Origin of the sequence: Micromonospora sp. NPDC047548 (genome assembly GCF_040642975.1) — a bacterium.
GTDB lineage: Bacteria > Actinomycetota > Actinomycetes > Mycobacteriales > Micromonosporaceae > Micromonospora.
The window spans coordinates 1-15,253 of the sequence record NZ_JBEYTI010000079.1; the positions used below are offsets into that span (position 1 = coordinate 1).

General features: G+C 67.4%; 16 protein-coding genes and 1 pseudogene. 10 read left to right on the top strand and 7 right to left on the bottom strand.

From position 1 onward, the window contains the following. Positions 1 to 72 precede the first annotated feature (72 nt). Entirely contained in the window at positions 73 to 1,275 is a 1,203-nt protein-coding gene (locus ABZ807_RS31975; protein ID WP_357166436.1) for an ISAs1 family transposase, read from the bottom strand. A 178-nt stretch (positions 1,276 to 1,453) separates the two neighbouring features. On the opposite strand from ABZ807_RS31975, the gene ABZ807_RS31980 reads away from it, so the two are divergent. From ABZ807_RS31980 to ABZ807_RS31995, 4 genes are all read left to right on the top strand, one after another. Further along, a complete protein-coding gene (locus tag ABZ807_RS31980) occupies positions 1,454 to 2,845 on the top strand; it encodes an IS4 family transposase (protein ID WP_357166439.1) in 1,392 nt (463 codons plus the stop codon). 97 nt (positions 2,846 to 2,942) lie between these two features. Then, positions 2,943 to 3,317 (top strand): DUF4158 domain-containing protein, encoded by a 375-nt coding sequence (locus tag ABZ807_RS31985; protein WP_357166442.1) that lies wholly within the window; start codon positions 2,943 to 2,945, stop codon positions 3,315 to 3,317. A 7-nt stretch (positions 3,318 to 3,324) separates the two neighbouring features. Beyond that, positions 3,325 to 3,654: a hypothetical protein gene (locus ABZ807_RS31990; RefSeq protein ID WP_357166445.1), complete on the top strand. Its 330-nt coding sequence runs from the start codon at positions 3,325 to 3,327 to the stop codon at positions 3,652 to 3,654. Next, positions 3,639 to 5,462: a Tn3 family transposase gene (locus tag ABZ807_RS31995; RefSeq protein ID WP_357166448.1), complete on the top strand. Its 1,824-nt coding sequence runs from the start codon at positions 3,639 to 3,641 to the stop codon at positions 5,460 to 5,462. The genes ABZ807_RS31990 and ABZ807_RS31995 overlap by 16 nt, the downstream gene beginning before the upstream one ends. A 348-nt stretch (positions 5,463 to 5,810) precedes the next feature. Here the strand turns inward: ABZ807_RS31995 and ABZ807_RS32000 are convergent, their stop codons facing one another. Further along, positions 5,811 to 6,683 (bottom strand): alpha/beta hydrolase, encoded by an 873-nt coding sequence (locus ABZ807_RS32000; protein WP_357166451.1) that lies wholly within the window; start codon positions 6,681 to 6,683, stop codon positions 5,811 to 5,813. 208 nt (positions 6,684 to 6,891) lie between these two features. Here ABZ807_RS32000 and ABZ807_RS32005 point away from each other — a divergent pair, with 208 nt between their 5' ends. Then, complete coding sequence (locus ABZ807_RS32005) at positions 6,892 to 7,506, top strand: TetR/AcrR family transcriptional regulator (protein WP_357166454.1); 615 nt, start codon at positions 6,892 to 6,894, stop codon at positions 7,504 to 7,506. A 175-nt stretch (positions 7,507 to 7,681) separates the two neighbouring features. Beyond that, positions 7,682 to 8,212 carry a GNAT family N-acetyltransferase gene (locus ABZ807_RS32010; RefSeq protein WP_357166457.1) on the top strand — a complete coding sequence of 177 codons (531 nt, stop codon included), beginning with the start codon at positions 7,682 to 7,684 and terminating at the stop codon, positions 8,210 to 8,212. 532 nt (positions 8,213 to 8,744) lie between these two features. Here ABZ807_RS32010 and ABZ807_RS32015 read toward each other — a convergent pair. Together ABZ807_RS32015 and ABZ807_RS32020 are read right to left on the bottom strand one after the other, a co-directional pair. Continuing rightward, positions 8,745 to 9,503, bottom strand: a complete 759-nt coding sequence (locus ABZ807_RS32015) for a hypothetical protein (RefSeq protein ID WP_357166459.1) — start codon at positions 9,501 to 9,503, stop codon at positions 8,745 to 8,747. 449 nt (positions 9,504 to 9,952) lie between these two features. Further along, positions 9,953 to 10,834 carry an NAD(P)-binding domain-containing protein gene (locus ABZ807_RS32020; protein WP_357166462.1) on the bottom strand — a complete coding sequence of 294 codons (882 nt, stop codon included), beginning with the start codon at positions 10,832 to 10,834 and terminating at the stop codon, positions 9,953 to 9,955. Positions 10,835 to 10,955: 121 nt separating this feature from the next. Between ABZ807_RS32020 and ABZ807_RS32025 the strand changes: the two genes are divergently transcribed. Then, positions 10,956 to 11,333 carry a helix-turn-helix domain-containing protein gene (locus ABZ807_RS32025; protein WP_357166465.1) on the top strand — a complete coding sequence of 126 codons (378 nt, stop codon included), beginning with the start codon at positions 10,956 to 10,958 and terminating at the stop codon, positions 11,331 to 11,333. Between the two features lie 28 nt (positions 11,334 to 11,361). On the opposite strand, the gene ABZ807_RS32030 is transcribed toward ABZ807_RS32025, so the two are convergent. Further along, complete coding sequence (locus tag ABZ807_RS32030; protein ID WP_357166468.1) at positions 11,362 to 11,658, bottom strand: hypothetical protein; 297 nt, start codon at positions 11,656 to 11,658, stop codon at positions 11,362 to 11,364. 445 nt (positions 11,659 to 12,103) lie between these two features. Between ABZ807_RS32030 and ABZ807_RS32035 the strand changes: the two genes are divergently transcribed. Next, positions 12,104 to 13,165, top strand: a complete 1,062-nt coding sequence (locus tag ABZ807_RS32035; RefSeq protein WP_357166471.1) for an integrase core domain-containing protein — start codon at positions 12,104 to 12,106, stop codon at positions 13,163 to 13,165. A 150-nt stretch (positions 13,166 to 13,315) separates the two neighbouring features. Here the strand turns inward: ABZ807_RS32035 and ABZ807_RS32040 are convergent. After that, a pseudogene (locus tag ABZ807_RS32040) lies at positions 13,316 to 13,888 on the bottom strand (transposase); the annotation flags it as partial. Further along, on the bottom strand, positions 13,836 to 14,240 hold the full coding sequence (locus ABZ807_RS32045; RefSeq protein WP_357166474.1) for a hypothetical protein: 405 nt from the start codon (positions 14,238 to 14,240) through the stop codon (positions 13,836 to 13,838). The pseudogene ABZ807_RS32040 and the gene ABZ807_RS32045, both read right to left, overlap by 53 nt. Positions 14,241 to 14,342: 102 nt before the next feature. On the opposite strand from ABZ807_RS32045, the gene ABZ807_RS32050 reads away from it, so the two are divergent. Together ABZ807_RS32050 and ABZ807_RS32055 are read left to right on the top strand one after the other, a co-directional pair. Next, positions 14,343 to 14,561 carry a DUF2399 domain-containing protein gene (locus ABZ807_RS32050; protein WP_357166477.1) on the top strand — a complete coding sequence of 73 codons (219 nt, stop codon included), beginning with the start codon at positions 14,343 to 14,345 and terminating at the stop codon, positions 14,559 to 14,561. A 158-nt stretch (positions 14,562 to 14,719) separates the two neighbouring features. Then, a partial coding sequence (locus tag ABZ807_RS32055) for an AAA family ATPase (RefSeq protein ID WP_357166480.1) occupies positions 14,720 to 15,253 on the top strand: 534 nt, incomplete at its 3' end.

The window sequence follows — 15,253 nt, forward strand, 5'->3', positions numbered from 1 at the left end:
ACACCCCCCAGATCATGGTCAACAGGGGGACTGAGTCATGCCGCGGCCGGTGGCCTGCAACCCCGGTTGGGGCTACGAAAAAGGTAACGGGGGGGCGGTACCGGTCCTGAGCTGGGAATCGTCCTCGTGGAAGGTCACATCTCTGGCCCAGTGAAGACGGTTCTCGACGCACCAATGCCCGCGGGCGTAATGGTTGAGGTGCTCCGGGCCGGCCAGGTCGGCGCTGAGGCTGACGATGCCGTGGATGATTTCTTTGCCGGTGCGAACGCCGTCGAGACCGCCGGTGTCACGGCGTAGCCGGAAGACTTGCCGGGCGCCGGGGAACAGGCTGTCATCGCAGGGCGCGACACGCAGGGTCCGGCGTTCGGTACGCCCGTGTCCCCGGTCGTCGGTGACGCTCATGCTGCCGGCGAATTCGGTGTCGGTGCCCGTCAGCAGCGCTCGGGTGGCCTGGTAGGCGAGCGGCTGGTTCCCCTTCAAGATCAGCAGGTAGTGGGCGTTCAGCTGTTCGGTGATCAGCCGGGCGGTCTTCTTGCTCGTGTGCAGTGCGTCCAGGGTCAGCATCATCCCGGCCACGTCCAGCGGTGTCAGCAGGTCGACGATCACCGCGTTCTCGCCGCGTTTGTCCGGGACCTGGCGTTGACCCAGGACCACTGCGCCGTGGTGGGTGATCGCCGCGACGAGGAACACCTGCCCGGTCGGGGTGCGGGTACCGTGCAGCAGTTTCCCGTCGACCGCGGCGGCGGGTAGCAGCCCGCCCGGGACGGGGTGGGTCACCGCCCGCTGCGCGGCGCGGCGTTGCTCACGTTCGACCGGTCCTTCGGTGACGGCGACGACCGGTGGCGGGACGTCACCACGCACGACGTCGGCGGCGTATCCGCAGGTCGCCGTATCGAGGGCGTCACCGTCCAGGCCGGCCAGGACCCGGCGGAAGGTCCGTTCGCTGGGCACCGCGTACCGGCCGAGCAGCGGGTTGAACCGGGCCCCGACACGGTGCAGGACATCCTGCGGGGTACCCGCTGCCCACTGCCGGATCGCGGCCACGGAGTCGTTCCCTACCACCAGTGTCGCGCAGGCGGTCAGGACCAGAATCACCAGCAGCGGGTGCCGACGACCCCGTAACCGGCGCGGGTCCGGCACCTGCCGCAACCGGTCGAGCAGCGACGACGCCATCGACAACGGGTCAACCCCGGGGTCTACCGCGAGTTCGGCCTCCCACAGGGCCAGATCGGCGAGGTGGTCAACAACAGGACTGATCGGGGAAGATGACGACACGAGCACGACTCCTGAGACGATCTTCTGGCATAGACACCCGAAAGATCATCAGAAGTCGTGCTCGTCAACACCGTTGAGTTAGGACGGTCGCGGTGAAGTCAAGGCCTTGGCGGGCTTGGATATGGCAACGGGACTCCTCATGATCGGTTCGACCAAAAAACGTTCGTGAGGGAGTCCCGTGCCGGATCAGTGTGTCATCACCCGCAAGATCGCGGTAGCCAAGGGGGTGTACGCGCCGGGTCATCTGGGCGAGTTGACTCAAATCCTGGACTTCGACCTGGTTGATGCGGTCGCGCGGGAGACCGGGACGGTGCAGCGGCGGACCCGGCTGTTGCCGACCCGGGTGGTGATCTACTTCGTGCTCGCGTTGGCGTTGTTCGAGCACAGCGGTTACCGGCGGGTGTGGGCGAAGATGACCGCGGGGTTGCGGGTGCTCAAGCTCGCGGCCCCGACCGCTTCGGCACTGGTACGGGCGCGTAGGCGGGTCGGTTCGAAACCGTTTCGGGTGTTGTTCACCGCGGTCGCCGGGTGCGTGGGCCGCCCGTCGACGCCGGGGGTGTTCTGGCGAGGGCTGCGGACCGTGGCGATCGACGCGACGAGTCTGCATGTGCCCGACCGGCCGGCGATCACCGCCGGCTACCGGAAACGCAGTACCGACAAGCTGACCTTCGGCTATCCGCTGCTGCGGCTCAGCGTGCTGGTCGAGTGCGGCACGAGGGCGATCCTGGGCGCGACGTTCGGGCCGGAGGTCGACGGTGAGACCAGCCATGCCCGCCGGCTGCTGCACGCGGTCGGTGACCGGATGCTCGTCCTCGCCGACGCCGGCTACGACTCCTGGGAGCTGCTGCGGGACATCGCCGCGACCAAGGCCCACTATCTGTGCCGGTCCGGGGCCCGCCGCACGCCGCTGATCCTGACCGAGCTGTCCGACGGCTCGTACCTGTCCGTGCTCGGCTACGGCAAGCTCAAGGTCCGCATCATCGAGGCCTGGGTCACCGTCACCTGGGCCGACGGCACCACCAGCCGCGAGCAGTGGCGCCTGGTCACCAGCCTGCTCGACCACCGCCGCTACCCCGCCAGCGAACTGATCGAGCTGTATCACCGCAGGTGGCAGGCGGAAACCACCTATCTGTCGATCAAGTCCACCATGCTCGACGGGCGGGTCCTGCGCTCCCAACACCCGACCGACATCGACCAAGAGGTCTACGCGCTGCTGACCGTCTACCAGACGATCATCCGGATCAGCGTGGACGCGGTCGACACCTGCCCCGACGCTCGCCCGGACCGGATCAGCTTCACCGTCGCCCTGCACACGGCAGCCGACCAGGTCACCGCCGCCGTCGGGATCATCATCCCGGCCGGTGACCGCCTCGTCGGTGTGATCGGCCAGGCCGTCCTCGACGAGCTGCTGCCCGCCACCCGCAACCGCGGCAAGGCCCGCACCAAGAAGAACCCCACCAGCAAGTACAGCCCGAACGCCGGCAGCTTCCCCCAGACCAGCCTCAACTACACCATCACCGCCAACGTCACGATCATGGAAGAGGGCTTGACCGCACGCTCAAAGCGCTAACTCAACGGTGTTGACTGACAAGTGGTCGTTGGGCTGACGCTCGAACGGGTGGTCGCGGGCAGCGGCGGTGGGGCGTCATCCGTGATGATGTCCGGCTATGGCGCGGGCCTCGGATCTGGACGAGTTGGTCGAGCACTGGACGCTGCTGGACGACGAGCGGGAGCTGATCGCGGGCAAGCGTGGGCCGACGAGGCTCGGGTTCGCGCTGTTGCTGAAGTTCTACACCCTGGTCGGTCGGTTCCCTCGCGGCCGCGGCGAACTGCCAGACGAGGCGGTCGAGTTCGTAGGCCGACAGGTCGGGGTAGAGCCGTCCGAGCTCGGGCAATACGAGTGGACAGGGTCGACGATCGCGTACCACCGTGCCCAGGTCCGTTCGCATCTCGGCTTCCGCGAGTGCTCGGTTGATCGACGCGGAGAAGCTGATGCCCCGGGCCATGGTGGAATCCCCGTCCCACCTGCGCGATCACCCTGAACCGCTGATGCTGATCCTGCTCGCGGCGCTGCTGCACACCCGGCTGCGAGAGATCACCGACACCCTGGTGGAGCTGCTGATCTCCACGGTGTACCGCATCGGCGCCCGCACCGACCGGAAGGTCACCGAAGAACTGGTCAACGTCTTCAAGCGGGTCACCGGCAAGGAGAACCTGCTCTTCGCCATCGCCGAGGGCATCGCTCGACCACCCGGACGATCCCGTGCGGCGGGTGGTCTACCCTGCCGTCGCTGGCGGCGAGCAGACCCTGCGCGACCTCGTCCACGAGTTCAAGACCAAGGGCCCGGTGTACCGGCGCACCGGTGCAGACCACGCTGAAGGCGTCCTACTCCCACCACTACCGGCGCGGGCTGATCGAGCTGCTGGACGTGCTCGAGTTCCGGTCGAACAACGCCACCCACCGGCCGGTGCTCGACGCCCTGGACCTGATCAAACGGCACGCCGACGCGAGGCTCACCTACTACCCGGCCGGCGAGACCGTGCCCAGCCACAAGGGCGTGCTCGGCGACTGGACCGCCCTGGTCTTCAAGGACACCGGCAAGAGCGGCCGCCGCGTCGTGCGCAGCGTGTACGAGATCTGCACCTTCCAAGCCCTGCGGGAACGGCTGCGCTGCAAGGAGATCTGGGTCGTCGGCGCCGACAAGTGGCGCAACCCCGACGAGGACCTCCCGCACGACTTCGAGACCCACCGGGACGCCCACTACGCCGCCCTGCGCAAGCCGCTGGATGCGACCGCGTTCATCGGCCAGCTCCGCGACGAGATGCGCGAGGCCCTGTCCGCGCTCGATACCGCCCTACCACGGCTGGCCTGGCTGGAAATCGCCGATCGGGGCAAGCAAGGCGCGATCAAACTGACCGACCTGGACGCCGCGCCGGAGCCGCGGAACCTGCGCCGGCTCAAGAACGAGGTCCGCACCCGGTGGGGCACCGTCCCGCTGATCGACATGCTCAAGGAGGCGGTGCTGCGCACCGGTTGCCTCGCGGGCGTGACCGGCGCCGCCGGACGCGGCGACCTGGCGCCGGAGGTGCTCGCGGAGCGGCTGCTGCTGGCCATCTACGCCTACGGCACCAACACCGGCATCCGGGCGATCGCCGGCAGCGCCCAGCACGGCCACAGCGAGGACGACATCCGCTACGTGCGCCGCCGGTACCTGACCGCCGAGGTGGCCCGGGCCATCGCCGTGGAGACCGCCAACGCGACCTTCGCCGCCCGGGCGCAGACCGTCTGGGGCGCCGGGTCGACCGCGGTCGCCTCGGACTCGACGCACTTCGGTGCGTTCGACCAGAACATCTTCACCGAGTGGCACTCCCGCTACGGCGGCCACGGCGTGCTCATCTACTGGCACGTCGAGCGCAAGAGCATGGCCATCCACTCCCAACTGATCAACTGCTCCGCCTCGGAGGTTGCCGCCATGGTCGAGGGGGCGATGCGGCACGGCACGACGATGGAGGTCGAGGGCAACTACGTCGACTCCCACGGCCAGTCCGAAGTCGGCTTCGGCATCACCCGGCTACTCGGCTTCGACCTGCTGCCCCGAATCAAACGGATCAACAAGGTCCGCCTTTACCGGCCGGCAGCCGGCGAACCCGACGCCTACCCGCGGCTCACGCCAGCGCTCACGAGGCCGATCCGGTGGGACATCATCGCCGAACAGTACGACCAGATGATCAAATACGCGACCGCGATCCGGGCCGGCACCGCCTCCACCGAAGCGATCCTGCGCCGCTTCACCCGTGCCAACGCGATCCACCCCACCTACCAGGCGATGATCGAGGTAGGCCGCGCCCAGCGCACCATCTTCGTCGCCCGCTACCTGCGCAACCGCGACCTGCAACGCGAGATCAACGAGGGCCTCAACGTCGTCGAATCCTGGAACCGCGCCAACAGCGTCATTTTCTTCGGCAAGGGCGGCGACATCGCGACCAACCGCCGCGAGGAACAAGAACTCTCCGTGCTCTGCCTGCGCGTCCTGCAGGCCGCCCTCGTCTACGTCAACACCCTCATGGTCCAGGACGTCCTTGCCGACGAGGAGTGGGCCAGCATGCTGGCCGACGCCGACCGGCGCGGCCTCACCCCGCTGTTCTGGACCATGTCGCCCCGTACGGCGAGGTCAAGCTCGACATGACCAGCCGACTCGCGCTTGGCAAGTGACGAACGCTCCATCGGCCGACGGATCGCGAAGTAGCGGAGAGTGACTAGTGCGGCAGCCGCCATTTGCTAGTTGACCAGGGCGTATGCGCGGTTGGGGCCAGACCTCAGGTCGGCCGGAACGACAGGGGTGGGACGCGTGTGCGTCCCACCCCTGCGACGAGCGGGCTACGGATGTCGTGCCTTGCCCAGGGAGAGCGACCTCAGTCGGCAATAACCCGACAAGGGACGTTCAGCACCCTTTACGACCTGCGCGATCACCCAGGAGCGGGTTGGGACGTCCGTCAGCCGGACACACCATCGAGGCTTCCTCAGGGCCGGACCGTCAGGCTGCCAGGAACTTGGCGATTCGCTCGTTCACCTCGTCGGGGCTCTCCAGGAACGGGAAGTGGCCCACGCCTTCCAGCAGGGCGCCGTCCGAGCCGGCGGGCAGCGCGTTGACGATGTCGGCCAGCGTCGCCGCATCGACCACGGGGTCCTCACTGCCGTGCAGATAGAGCGTCGGCTGCGTGGGAAGGTCGGCCAACACGGCTCCCATCTCCCACTGGTCGGTCCCGAATGTGGCGGAGTTGAAGTTGTCGCGGTATAGCCCGAGCCCCGACCGCAGGTTCTCCGGCGCCCGCAGACTGTCCTTGCCCGCCTCCCGGTCCTCGCTAGAGTCGAAGCCCGGGACGGATCCGCTCCAGTGCTCCCAGAGCCAGTCGAGGTAGGCGAAGTCGTTCACAGGCACGATCTGGTCCGCTATGCCCATCTGGAAGAAATAGAAGTGGCTGTTCTTGTGGATCTGGACGGGATCGGCGGCCTTACGGTCGTAGAAGCGGACCGGCGGGACATCGGCCACCACGACCTTGGACCAACGGTCCGGGGCGTGGGCGGCGGCACCCCAGGTGGCGAAGCCACCCCAGTCGTGCCCGATGATGACCGCGTTCGTGTCACCACCCAACTCCTCGTGCAGGCTGTTGGCGTCGGCGATCAGGTCGGCGACCCGCATGCTGCCGTCCGGCGGGACCTGGGTCGGGGCAAAGCCCCGCATGGCCGGGGCGACGGCCCGGTAACCCGCGTTGGCGAGGACGGGCATCAGATGCCGGTACATGCTCGGTGCCTCTGGGAAACCGTGCAGCAGTAGCGCCAGCGGGCCCTCGCCTTGCTCAAAATAGGCAAAGTCGATCCCGTTGGCGGTGATCCGCTTTTTTTGCATGACTCGTACTCCTTGCTGGTATTTCGGACACCGGATCCGGCTGCTCGTCGTGATGGTCGTCGGCGAGACTCCGGAGCGTCTCTGGCCGGTCACGCGGGCACTTCTTGGCTGAGCGCTCCGGTCAGTCACCGTGACCGCGCCTGTAACGAACGTTCTAACCAGAACCTAGCATGCCTGGAACGAACGTTCCAACCAGTAGACTGATGAGATGAACGCAGCAACGCCGCGCGCGCCGGCCGTACGTCCGGAGGCCGCTTCCCTCGGCACCCGGGAACGGATCGTCCGAACTACCTCCCGCCTGATGCAGCGGCAGGGCTATGAAGCGACCGGGATCAAGCAGATCTCCCAGCAGGCCAACGTCGCGCTCAGCTCGGTCTACCACTTCTTCCCCAGCGGCAAGCAGGAGTTGGCCACCGAGGCGGTCCGGCACGCCGATCAGGAGTTCGCCGACATCATGCGCGAGGCCCTGGCCACCGAGGCTGACCCGGCCGAAGCGATGATCGCCGTTACCCAGGTACTCGCCGAGTACCTCCACAACTCCGACTGGCTCGACGGCTGCCCGATCACGGCCACCGCCCTGGAAACGGCCGGACGTATCCTCGACATCCAGCGGGCCGCCGCCGAAGCGTTTGAGCACTGGCGGGCACTGGTTGCCGAGAAGTTGCGCCACACCGACATCGCCGAGGACGACATCCTGGATCTCGCCCACACCGTGATCAACACCCTGGAGGGCGCGGAACTCGCCGCCCAGGTGTCCAAAAGCGCCGAGCCACTGGAGATCGCCGGCCGACACCTCGCCCGGCTGATCAACTCGTACCGATAGCCGGAGAGGGGCCAGCGGTGCCCGTCCAGGTTCGGATGGGGCGGCTGCCTGCGGAGCGTTGCCTGGCCACCTGCGTTCCGGCCGGCCACGCTGCGTAACGCCGCGGTCTGCGGCAGATGCGTGCGAAGGAAATCGGGTTGAGGCGCGTTGCTCGGCGCTGGCTAGATTAGGTCGCATGCGCACCATCGCGAGCGACCGCCTCCTGCTGCGCCCCTGGCGCGATGAGGACGCCGACTTCCTTCTGGATCTCGAGTCGCGCTGGGAGGTCGTGCGATTCTTGGGCGCGCAGCCCACGATCATGAACAACCGCGAGGATGCCCTCGCCTCGATCGCACGCCGATGCGCCATCGACGATCCGATCCACGGGATCTGGGCCATCACCACAGCGGCGGACGGCCGGCTGGTGGGAAACCTCCTGCTCAAGCCGATTCCCCTGTCGGCCAGGGAACCGGCCGGCGGGCCGACCGATGTCGAGATCGGCTGGCACCTGCATCCGGACGCCTGGGGGCACGCCTACGCCACCGAAGCAGCGGCGGCGGTCCTGGACGACGCTTTCAGCCGGGGTCTGGCGAGGGTCATCGCGGTCACGGATCCGGACAACCGTGCCTCCCAGGCCGTCTGCCGGCGGCTCGGCATGACGCACTTCGGCCGGACGACGAGGTACTACGACACGCCGAACGAACTCTTTGAGAAGCTGGCCAGCTGATCGGCAAAGACCGCCACGACCGCCTCCGCCGCTCGCCACCGCCACATCCGCACATCGGCAGAACCGCGTGCTGAGCGCCGTCGCTCCTGCGCCACGTACCGTGACGCGCGGATCGCGGCATGTGCGGATGGGGCACCAGTTGTCTCTCGCTGGTAGACATACCGCCGTGGCCGAGATTTTGCCAATGCCGACTTCGTCCTGCCCTACCTGTGGTGGCATGCGTGTGGCTACGGGCGTACGTACCGACATAGACCAGCAGAGCATCCGGTTGTGGCGGCCATCGCGGCGAGGATGGGGCACTCGAGACGTGACGTCAGTTCGCGCTTTGGCCTGTGTCAGTTGTGGCCTCGTAACCCTCCACGCGGCAGACCTTCCCCGCCTCCAAGCCGAGGCGGTTAAGCATCCTGAGCTGTTCAGGTGGGAGGATTAGCCGAGCCAGCATATTGTGCTTGTTGATCCACGCCCGCATCCGCTTCTCGGCAGATCCGGATACTGATGCAGGGCTGCACAGAGCACGGCTCGTGACACAGCGTTATCCCAGCGAGGGTCTCATTGGCTGGAGGCCGGCAAACCTGGCGTCAGCCAGCTTCGGCGGGCAGTTGGGCGAGGTGCCGGTAGATCGTGGGCCGGGTGACGCCGAACTCGGTCGCGATCTGCTCGACGGTATGCAGCCGCCGGCCGTCGGGCCCGGTCTCCTCATATCGCGGGCGGCGACCACGAGCTTGGTGGGCCAGCCGTCGCGGACGGCGAACGAGAGGAGTGGCAGCCCCAGCACGGCCTGCAGCCCCGTCAGGTGCGTGGTCACGGCCCCGGAGTTCAGGTCGATCGTGCCCACGCTGCCGGCGATGGAGCCCTGGGTGCAGGCCGCGCTGAACCAGAGCTTGCCCCCGCCGAAGGCCAGATCGCCGGGGCACGCACTGCCGAGGTTGTAGCGCTTCACCTCCCGCTTCCGCTTGGTGTCGATGACCGAGACGGCGTGCCCCCCGCGCAGGGCGGCGTAGAGCTTGGTGCCGTCGGCGTTCAGCGCGAGCCCGTACACGCCGGACTGGCCACCGATGGTCTGGAGCGGGTTGCCGTCCAAGTCGGCGATGACGATCTGGTCGCCACCGGCGACGTACACCTCGTTGCGCTGGGCGTTCACCTGGATGTCGGCGTAGCTGGCCATCGGCAGCGTCACCGAGTTGACGTCCGTGACCCCTGCCGCCGAGGCGGGGGCCGCCGCAGCGAACACGCCGACGGCAGCCACCAGCATCGAGGCGACGACCGAGTGCGTCACTGTGCGAAACCGCACGCGCGGTCTCCTTCCCTGTTTCCCCGTGACACCGGGCGGGTCCGCCCGTCGGCGGCGTGGCCCGGTGGGGTGACCCGTTCGGTCACCGCTACTCGGTAGGCGCGGATCCGATCCGGGACATTACATCCATCCATAAAGGCCGACAGTCGCCGGAAGGGTTGTGCGACAGGGAATCGGGGACAAGGCTCAGCGGCGCAGGCCCACGAGGGAAGACCCCCGCGCGTGCGGGGACGACGGCATGCAGGAGCGCATCGCGCTGCTGGAGGCGGGAAGACCCTTGGCCGGGTCCCGTACCGGCAGGTGAGGCGACACGACCCGCCACATCGCGTCGGTCAGGGCGCATGGGTAGCCTCGGCGGGCGTCATCCCCGCCAGTATTCATGTTGTCCACAAACACACGATCTTGGCGGGGATGACACACTCCTGGCGCGATCGGCGCGCCGCATTTCCTTAGCGTGGTTGCTTGATGCTCTCGATGATTCGCGCGAAGCCTTCTTTTCCGTGGCCGGCATCAATCTGGCGTTGCATGAGGCGCTGGACCATGGCGAGTACTTCGGTGCTGATGCCCTGGTCGGCACTGGCGGCCAGGATGCCGCCGAGGGCGACGTCGGAGAACTCCAGGCTCTGTTGCCCTTCGACGGTGTAGTCCCCGCCGTCGATGACCGCGGCGAACCCTTGGAACTCACCGGCCATTGCGGTCTGCCACGGTGCGGCCTTGGCGGCGAACTCGCCCGCCGTCACGCCGGCCGGCGCGACCATGGCGGCGCCGTGCATGAATCCGGCGAACATGACGTACATGCCCGCGAGCAGGGCGAGGTCGTACAGGGACGCCAGCCCGGCATCCTCACCGAAGTAGGTACTGTCGCCCCACAGGTCGAGCAGCGGCTTGTACTGGTCGAAAACGGCGGCCGATCCGCTGTAAAGGATCGATGACCCGGGCTGGCCGATCATGGATGGGACGGCCATGATGCCGCCGTCCAGGTACGCGATCCCGGCATCGGCAGCCCAGGCGGCCAACTCGCGAGACTGCTCCGGTGACGTCGTGGTCACGTTGATCAACGTACGTCCGGCCAACTCGTCGGAGAGCGGATCGAGCACGTCGTGGACCGACGCGTGGTCCAGCAGGCACGCGATCACCAGCCGGCTGGCCCGGACCGCGTCGCCTGCCGTGGCGGCGGCCTGCGCGCCCTTCGCGACGAGGTCGTCCGCCTTTCCCGCTGAGCGGTTCCAGACTGTTGTCGCGTGTCCGGCCTGCACCAAGGCGGCTCCGAGAGCGCTACCCATCGCGCCCAGCCCGAGCACGCTCACCTGGACGCTGTTGTTGGTTGTCATGTTTGGGGCTCCCCTCGTGTTCGTCGTTCGGGGAGATCCTCTCCGCTGCCGCTAAAGTTGACCAGTACGGACTAATTAGTCAGGTACCCACCTTCGGGTAAGTAGGTCTTGGAGAGGGCGGATGGCAGCATCAGCACGACGTGGTCCCTACTTCTGCGGCATCGACGCCGCGATGGATGTAGTGGCCGGCAAGTGGAAGTCGCTGATCCTCTGGGAGTTGCACAACTACGGGACCCGCCGGTTCGCCGAGCTCCGGCGCGGTCTGCCGGGCGTCAGCGAGAAGATGCTGATTCAACATCTGCGGGAGATGGAAGAAGACGGGCTCGTGCATCGTGAGGTGTACCGCGAGGTGCCGCCGAAGGTGGAGTACTCCCTGACAGAGCACGGCGTATCCCTCAACGCCGCGCTGGCATCCTTGGGGAAATGGGGCACCGAACGCATCCGGCGGATCGGCGCGGAAAAGGTTTCGGTCGACGTTGCCGGGGCAGTTCTTCGCTAAGTGGTCTGCGCCGTAAGTCCTTCGGGGGTTATGTGGCGGGGGCCAGTACGGCAGGCTGGTGGTCGCAGTCATCGTGCTGTTGGAGGTTCGACTCTTTCTGTTCGTGTCGCTCGATCCGGGCCAGTAGGTCCTCGAGGTCGGCCGGGGTGAACTTCCATCCGAAGGGACGGGCGGTCGCGTTGTAGCGCCGTTCGAAGGCGGTGAGTCGGTCTTCGACCTGGTCAAGGCTGGTGAAGTCGTTGGGTGTGACGACCTTGCGCTGGACGATGGAGAAGAAGATCTCGATTTGGTTCGTCCATGAGGCGTGGACGGGGGTGTGGACCATGACTGCGTTGGGGAAGCGTCTGGTTAGGCGGTCGATCGCGGCTTGGCCGCGGTGGGAGGAGCCTCGGCTCCCCCCACGGCCCCGGCGTTGTTCCGGCTTGAGAGGTTCTGTCCGTGTTGGGGACCGGGCGAGGGTGGAGTTGTAGGACGAGCACGACTTCTGATGATCTTTCGGGTGTCTATGCCAGAAGATCGTCTCAGGAGTCGTGCTCGTGTCGTCATCTTCCCCGATCAGTCCTGTTGTTGACCACCTCGCCGATCTGGCCCTGTGGGAGGCCGAACTCGCGGTAGACCCCGGGGTTGACCCGTTGTCGATGGCGTCATCGCTGCTCGACCGGTTGCGGCAGGTGCCGGACCCGCGCCGGTTACGGGGTCGTCGGCAGCTTGTACCGTGCCAAAATTCGTCGCACAGGGTGTGAGCTGCTGTTTCGCGACAAGGACGCAGGATGGCAGGCGTGTTGGTTCGGCTGCTGTACCTGAGTGCGGTGCGGATGTTCGGCTGGTTGCCGCTGGTCACGTGCAGCGAGTCCGCGCTGGTCGCCGAGTTGCTGGTGCTCCGCCATGAGGTGGCGGTGCTCCGCCGTCAGGTCGGTCGGCCGCGCCTGTCGTGGCCGGAGCGGGCGGTGTTGTCCGCGCTGGTCCGGGCACTGCCGCGGGAACTCTGGAGGCATCGGATCGTTACCCCAGCCACCCTGCTGGCCTGGCACCGCCGGCTGGTCCGCCGGCACTGGACCTACCCGAACCGGCCCGGACGACCACCGATCAGCGACGACCTCCGGGACCTGATCCTGCGCCTGGCCAGGGAGAATCCCGGCTGGGGGCACCGGCGCATCCAAGGCGAACTCGTCGGGCTCGGCCATCGGGTCGGCGCCGGCACCATCCGTCGCATCCTCGCCAGTTCGAAGCACGGTCCTGCCCCACGCGAGATCGACACCAACTGGAGGACGTTCCTGCGCGCGCAGGCGTCCGGCATGCTGGCGACCGACTACTTCCACATCGACACCGTCACGCTGCGGCGGTTGTACGTGCTGTTCGTCATGGAGATCACGACCCGACGGGTGCACATCCTCGACGTCACCGCCCACCCGACCGCCGCCTGGACTACCCAGCAGGCCCGCAACCTGGTGCTGGACCTCGGCGACCGTATGACACGGTTCCGGTTCCTGATCCCCGACCGCGACGCCAAGTTCACCCCGTCGTTCGACACAGTGTTCGCCGCCGAAGGCATCGACGTGGTGAAAACTCCTCCGCGCACGCCCCGGGCGAACGCGTTCGCGGAACGCTTCGTACGCAGTGTCCAGGCCGAGTGCACCGACCGGGTATTGATCTACAACGAACAGCACGCCCGTACGGTGTTACACGACTATGAGGACCACTTCGACCGACACCGGCCCCACCAGAGCCTGGACCAGCATCCACCCGACTACGACCCCGGCGCGATCGACAAGCCGATCCGGCGGCGCCGCGTCCTGGACGGCGTGATCAACGAGTATCACCGGGCAGCTTGAGCTACTCGCAAATTCGCAGCTCACAAGCCTGAAACAGAATTTTGGCACCGTACAGGCATCCATCGAGATGACGACAGTCGGGTCGTGGTTGGGCGGCAACGGTTGCAGGCCCTGATGCGGGCGATGATCGTTGAAGTGCTGCACGTACTCGTCGACCACCGCCACAGCGTGCCGTTCGTTGTAGACCAGGACGTGGTCGGTGCACTCCTGGCGTAGACTGCGCCCCCAGCGCTCGATGGACGCGTTCGCCCGCGGCGTGCGCGGAGGAATCTTGACCACCCGGATGCCCTCCGCGGTGAACACCGCGTCAAACCCGGCAATGTACTTGGTGTCCCGGTCGCAGATCAGGAACCGGAACTGGCTGGCCCGCTCGCCGAGTTCCATGATGACGTTGCGCGCCTGCTGAGTGGTCCACTCCCCCGTCGGGTGCTCGGTCACGCCGAGCAGGTGCACCCGCCGGGTCGTGATCTCCATCAGAACCAGCACGTACACCCGCCGCAGGGCGATCGTGTCGATGTGGAAGAAGTCGATCGCCAGCAGGCCCCTGGCCTGGGTCCGCAGAAAGGTTCGCCAGCTGGTGTCAGTTTCCCGGGGTGTCGGGCCGGTGCGGTGGCGGGCGAGGATGCGCCGGACGGTGGCGAACGCGACCCCGTGGCCCAGACGCCCGAGTTCACCCTGGATCCGCCGGCACCCCCAGCGCGGATTTTCCCGGGCCAGCCGCAAGACCAGGTCGCGGATCTCGTCGCTGACCCGCGGCCGGCCGGCCCGGTTGGGGTACGTCCAATGACGGCGCACCAGCCGACGGTGCCAGGCCAGCAGCGTGGCCGGGGTGACGAGGCGATGCACCCGCACCCGCCCGCGGCAGCAGCCGGGCGAGCGCGGCCAGCACCGCCCGGTCCGGCCACGACAACCGGGGACGGCCGCGGATCTGCCGGCGCAGCACCGCCACCTCCTGCCGCAGCGCGAGCACCTCGACCAGCAGCGCCTTGTCGCCACGGACCAGCAGCCCCAGTCCACCGAACACGCGGATCATCGTCAGGTACAGCAGCCGCACCAACATGCCGATGATCGTCACTGCAACTCTTGCCGTCACGGCTCACAACGTGTGCGATCCGCTCCCCACCGGGGCGACCCGAGGCGATCTTCAAAACACCAGGTCACCGCACCGAGCGGGATTTTGACACGCTACAGGCAATGGCGAACACGCGGGGCATATGCCGCTGCGCGCACGGGCCTGCCGGCGGCCGGCACCGGCACGGCCCTGCTCGGTACGCCCGCCGGGACCCCGTGGGACGAGTCGCTGGGCGAGTCGATGCGGCGGACCGGCCGAGCAGTGATGGAGGAACGACTGCTCGACCGGCTTGTCGCCGACCTGGGCACGGCCGCAACCGGGTGACGGTCCGGCGATGGCGACGACCTTCCGTCGTCGGTTCAGGAGCCGGAGGACATCAGCCGCAGATCGAACACCAAGGACCCGCATACCGAACATCCATCTGCCGCAAACCGAAAGCAGGAATCCTCGCAAATCGAAACCGAAGCGGCTTATCATGAGACATGCCCACACCGCGCCTGATCCAGCGCCGCACTGCCGCGCAGGTCGACGCCGCCCTGGCCGACACCCGCGTCGTGCTGATCAGCGGAGCGCGCCAGGCAGGCAAGAGCACCCTGGTTCGCATCGTCGCCGGCGGTCGTCTCGCCGAGCGCCGCGACCTCGACCGAGCTCAGGACCGGGCCGCAGCGATCGCCGACCCGGTCGGCTTCGTGGACTCCTCCGAACTCCTGGCCGTCGACGAGATCCAGCGCGCCCCGGAACTGCTGCTGGCCATCAAGGCAGCCGTCGACGAGAACCCTCGGCCCGGCCGGTATCTGCTCACCGGATCATCCCGGCTGTTCGGCATGGTGGCTGCCCCGGACGCATTGCCCGGCCGGATGGAAACCGTCGAACTCTGGCCGTTCTCACAAGGCGAACTCGATGGAGAGCCGGACGGATTCATCGACGCCATCTTCGCCCTCGGCCCCGAACTACGACACGAGTCGGACGTGACCCGCGCCGACTACGCGGCCAGAATCGTGCGAGGCGGCCTGCCC

Bases quoted from the DNA above. Each gene is read 5' to 3' on its own strand.
- ABZ807_RS31985 (WP_357166442.1), top strand. From the start codon at position 2,943: ATGGCGCGGGCCTCGGATCTGGACGAGTTGGTCGAGCACTGGACGCTG.
- ABZ807_RS31990 (WP_357166445.1), top strand. From the start codon at position 3,325: ATGCTGATCCTGCTCGCGGCGCTGCTGCACACCCGGCTGCGAGAGATC.
- ABZ807_RS32000 (WP_357166451.1), bottom strand. From the start codon at position 6,683: ATGCAAAAAAAGCGGATCACCGCCAACGGGATCGACTTTGCCTATTTT.
- ABZ807_RS32005 (WP_357166454.1), top strand. From the start codon at position 6,892: ATGAACGCAGCAACGCCGCGCGCGCCGGCCGTACGTCCGGAGGCCGCT.
- ABZ807_RS32010 (WP_357166457.1), top strand. From the start codon at position 7,682: ATGCGCACCATCGCGAGCGACCGCCTCCTGCTGCGCCCCTGGCGCGAT.
- ABZ807_RS32020 (WP_357166462.1), bottom strand. From the start codon at position 10,834: ATGACAACCAACAACAGCGTCCAGGTGAGCGTGCTCGGGCTGGGCGCG.
- ABZ807_RS32025 (WP_357166465.1), top strand. From the start codon at position 10,956: ATGGCAGCATCAGCACGACGTGGTCCCTACTTCTGCGGCATCGACGCC.
- ABZ807_RS32030 (WP_357166468.1), bottom strand. From the start codon at position 11,658: ATGGTCCACACCCCCGTCCACGCCTCATGGACGAACCAAATCGAGATC.
- ABZ807_RS32035 (WP_357166471.1), top strand. From the start codon at position 12,104: ATGGCAGGCGTGTTGGTTCGGCTGCTGTACCTGAGTGCGGTGCGGATG.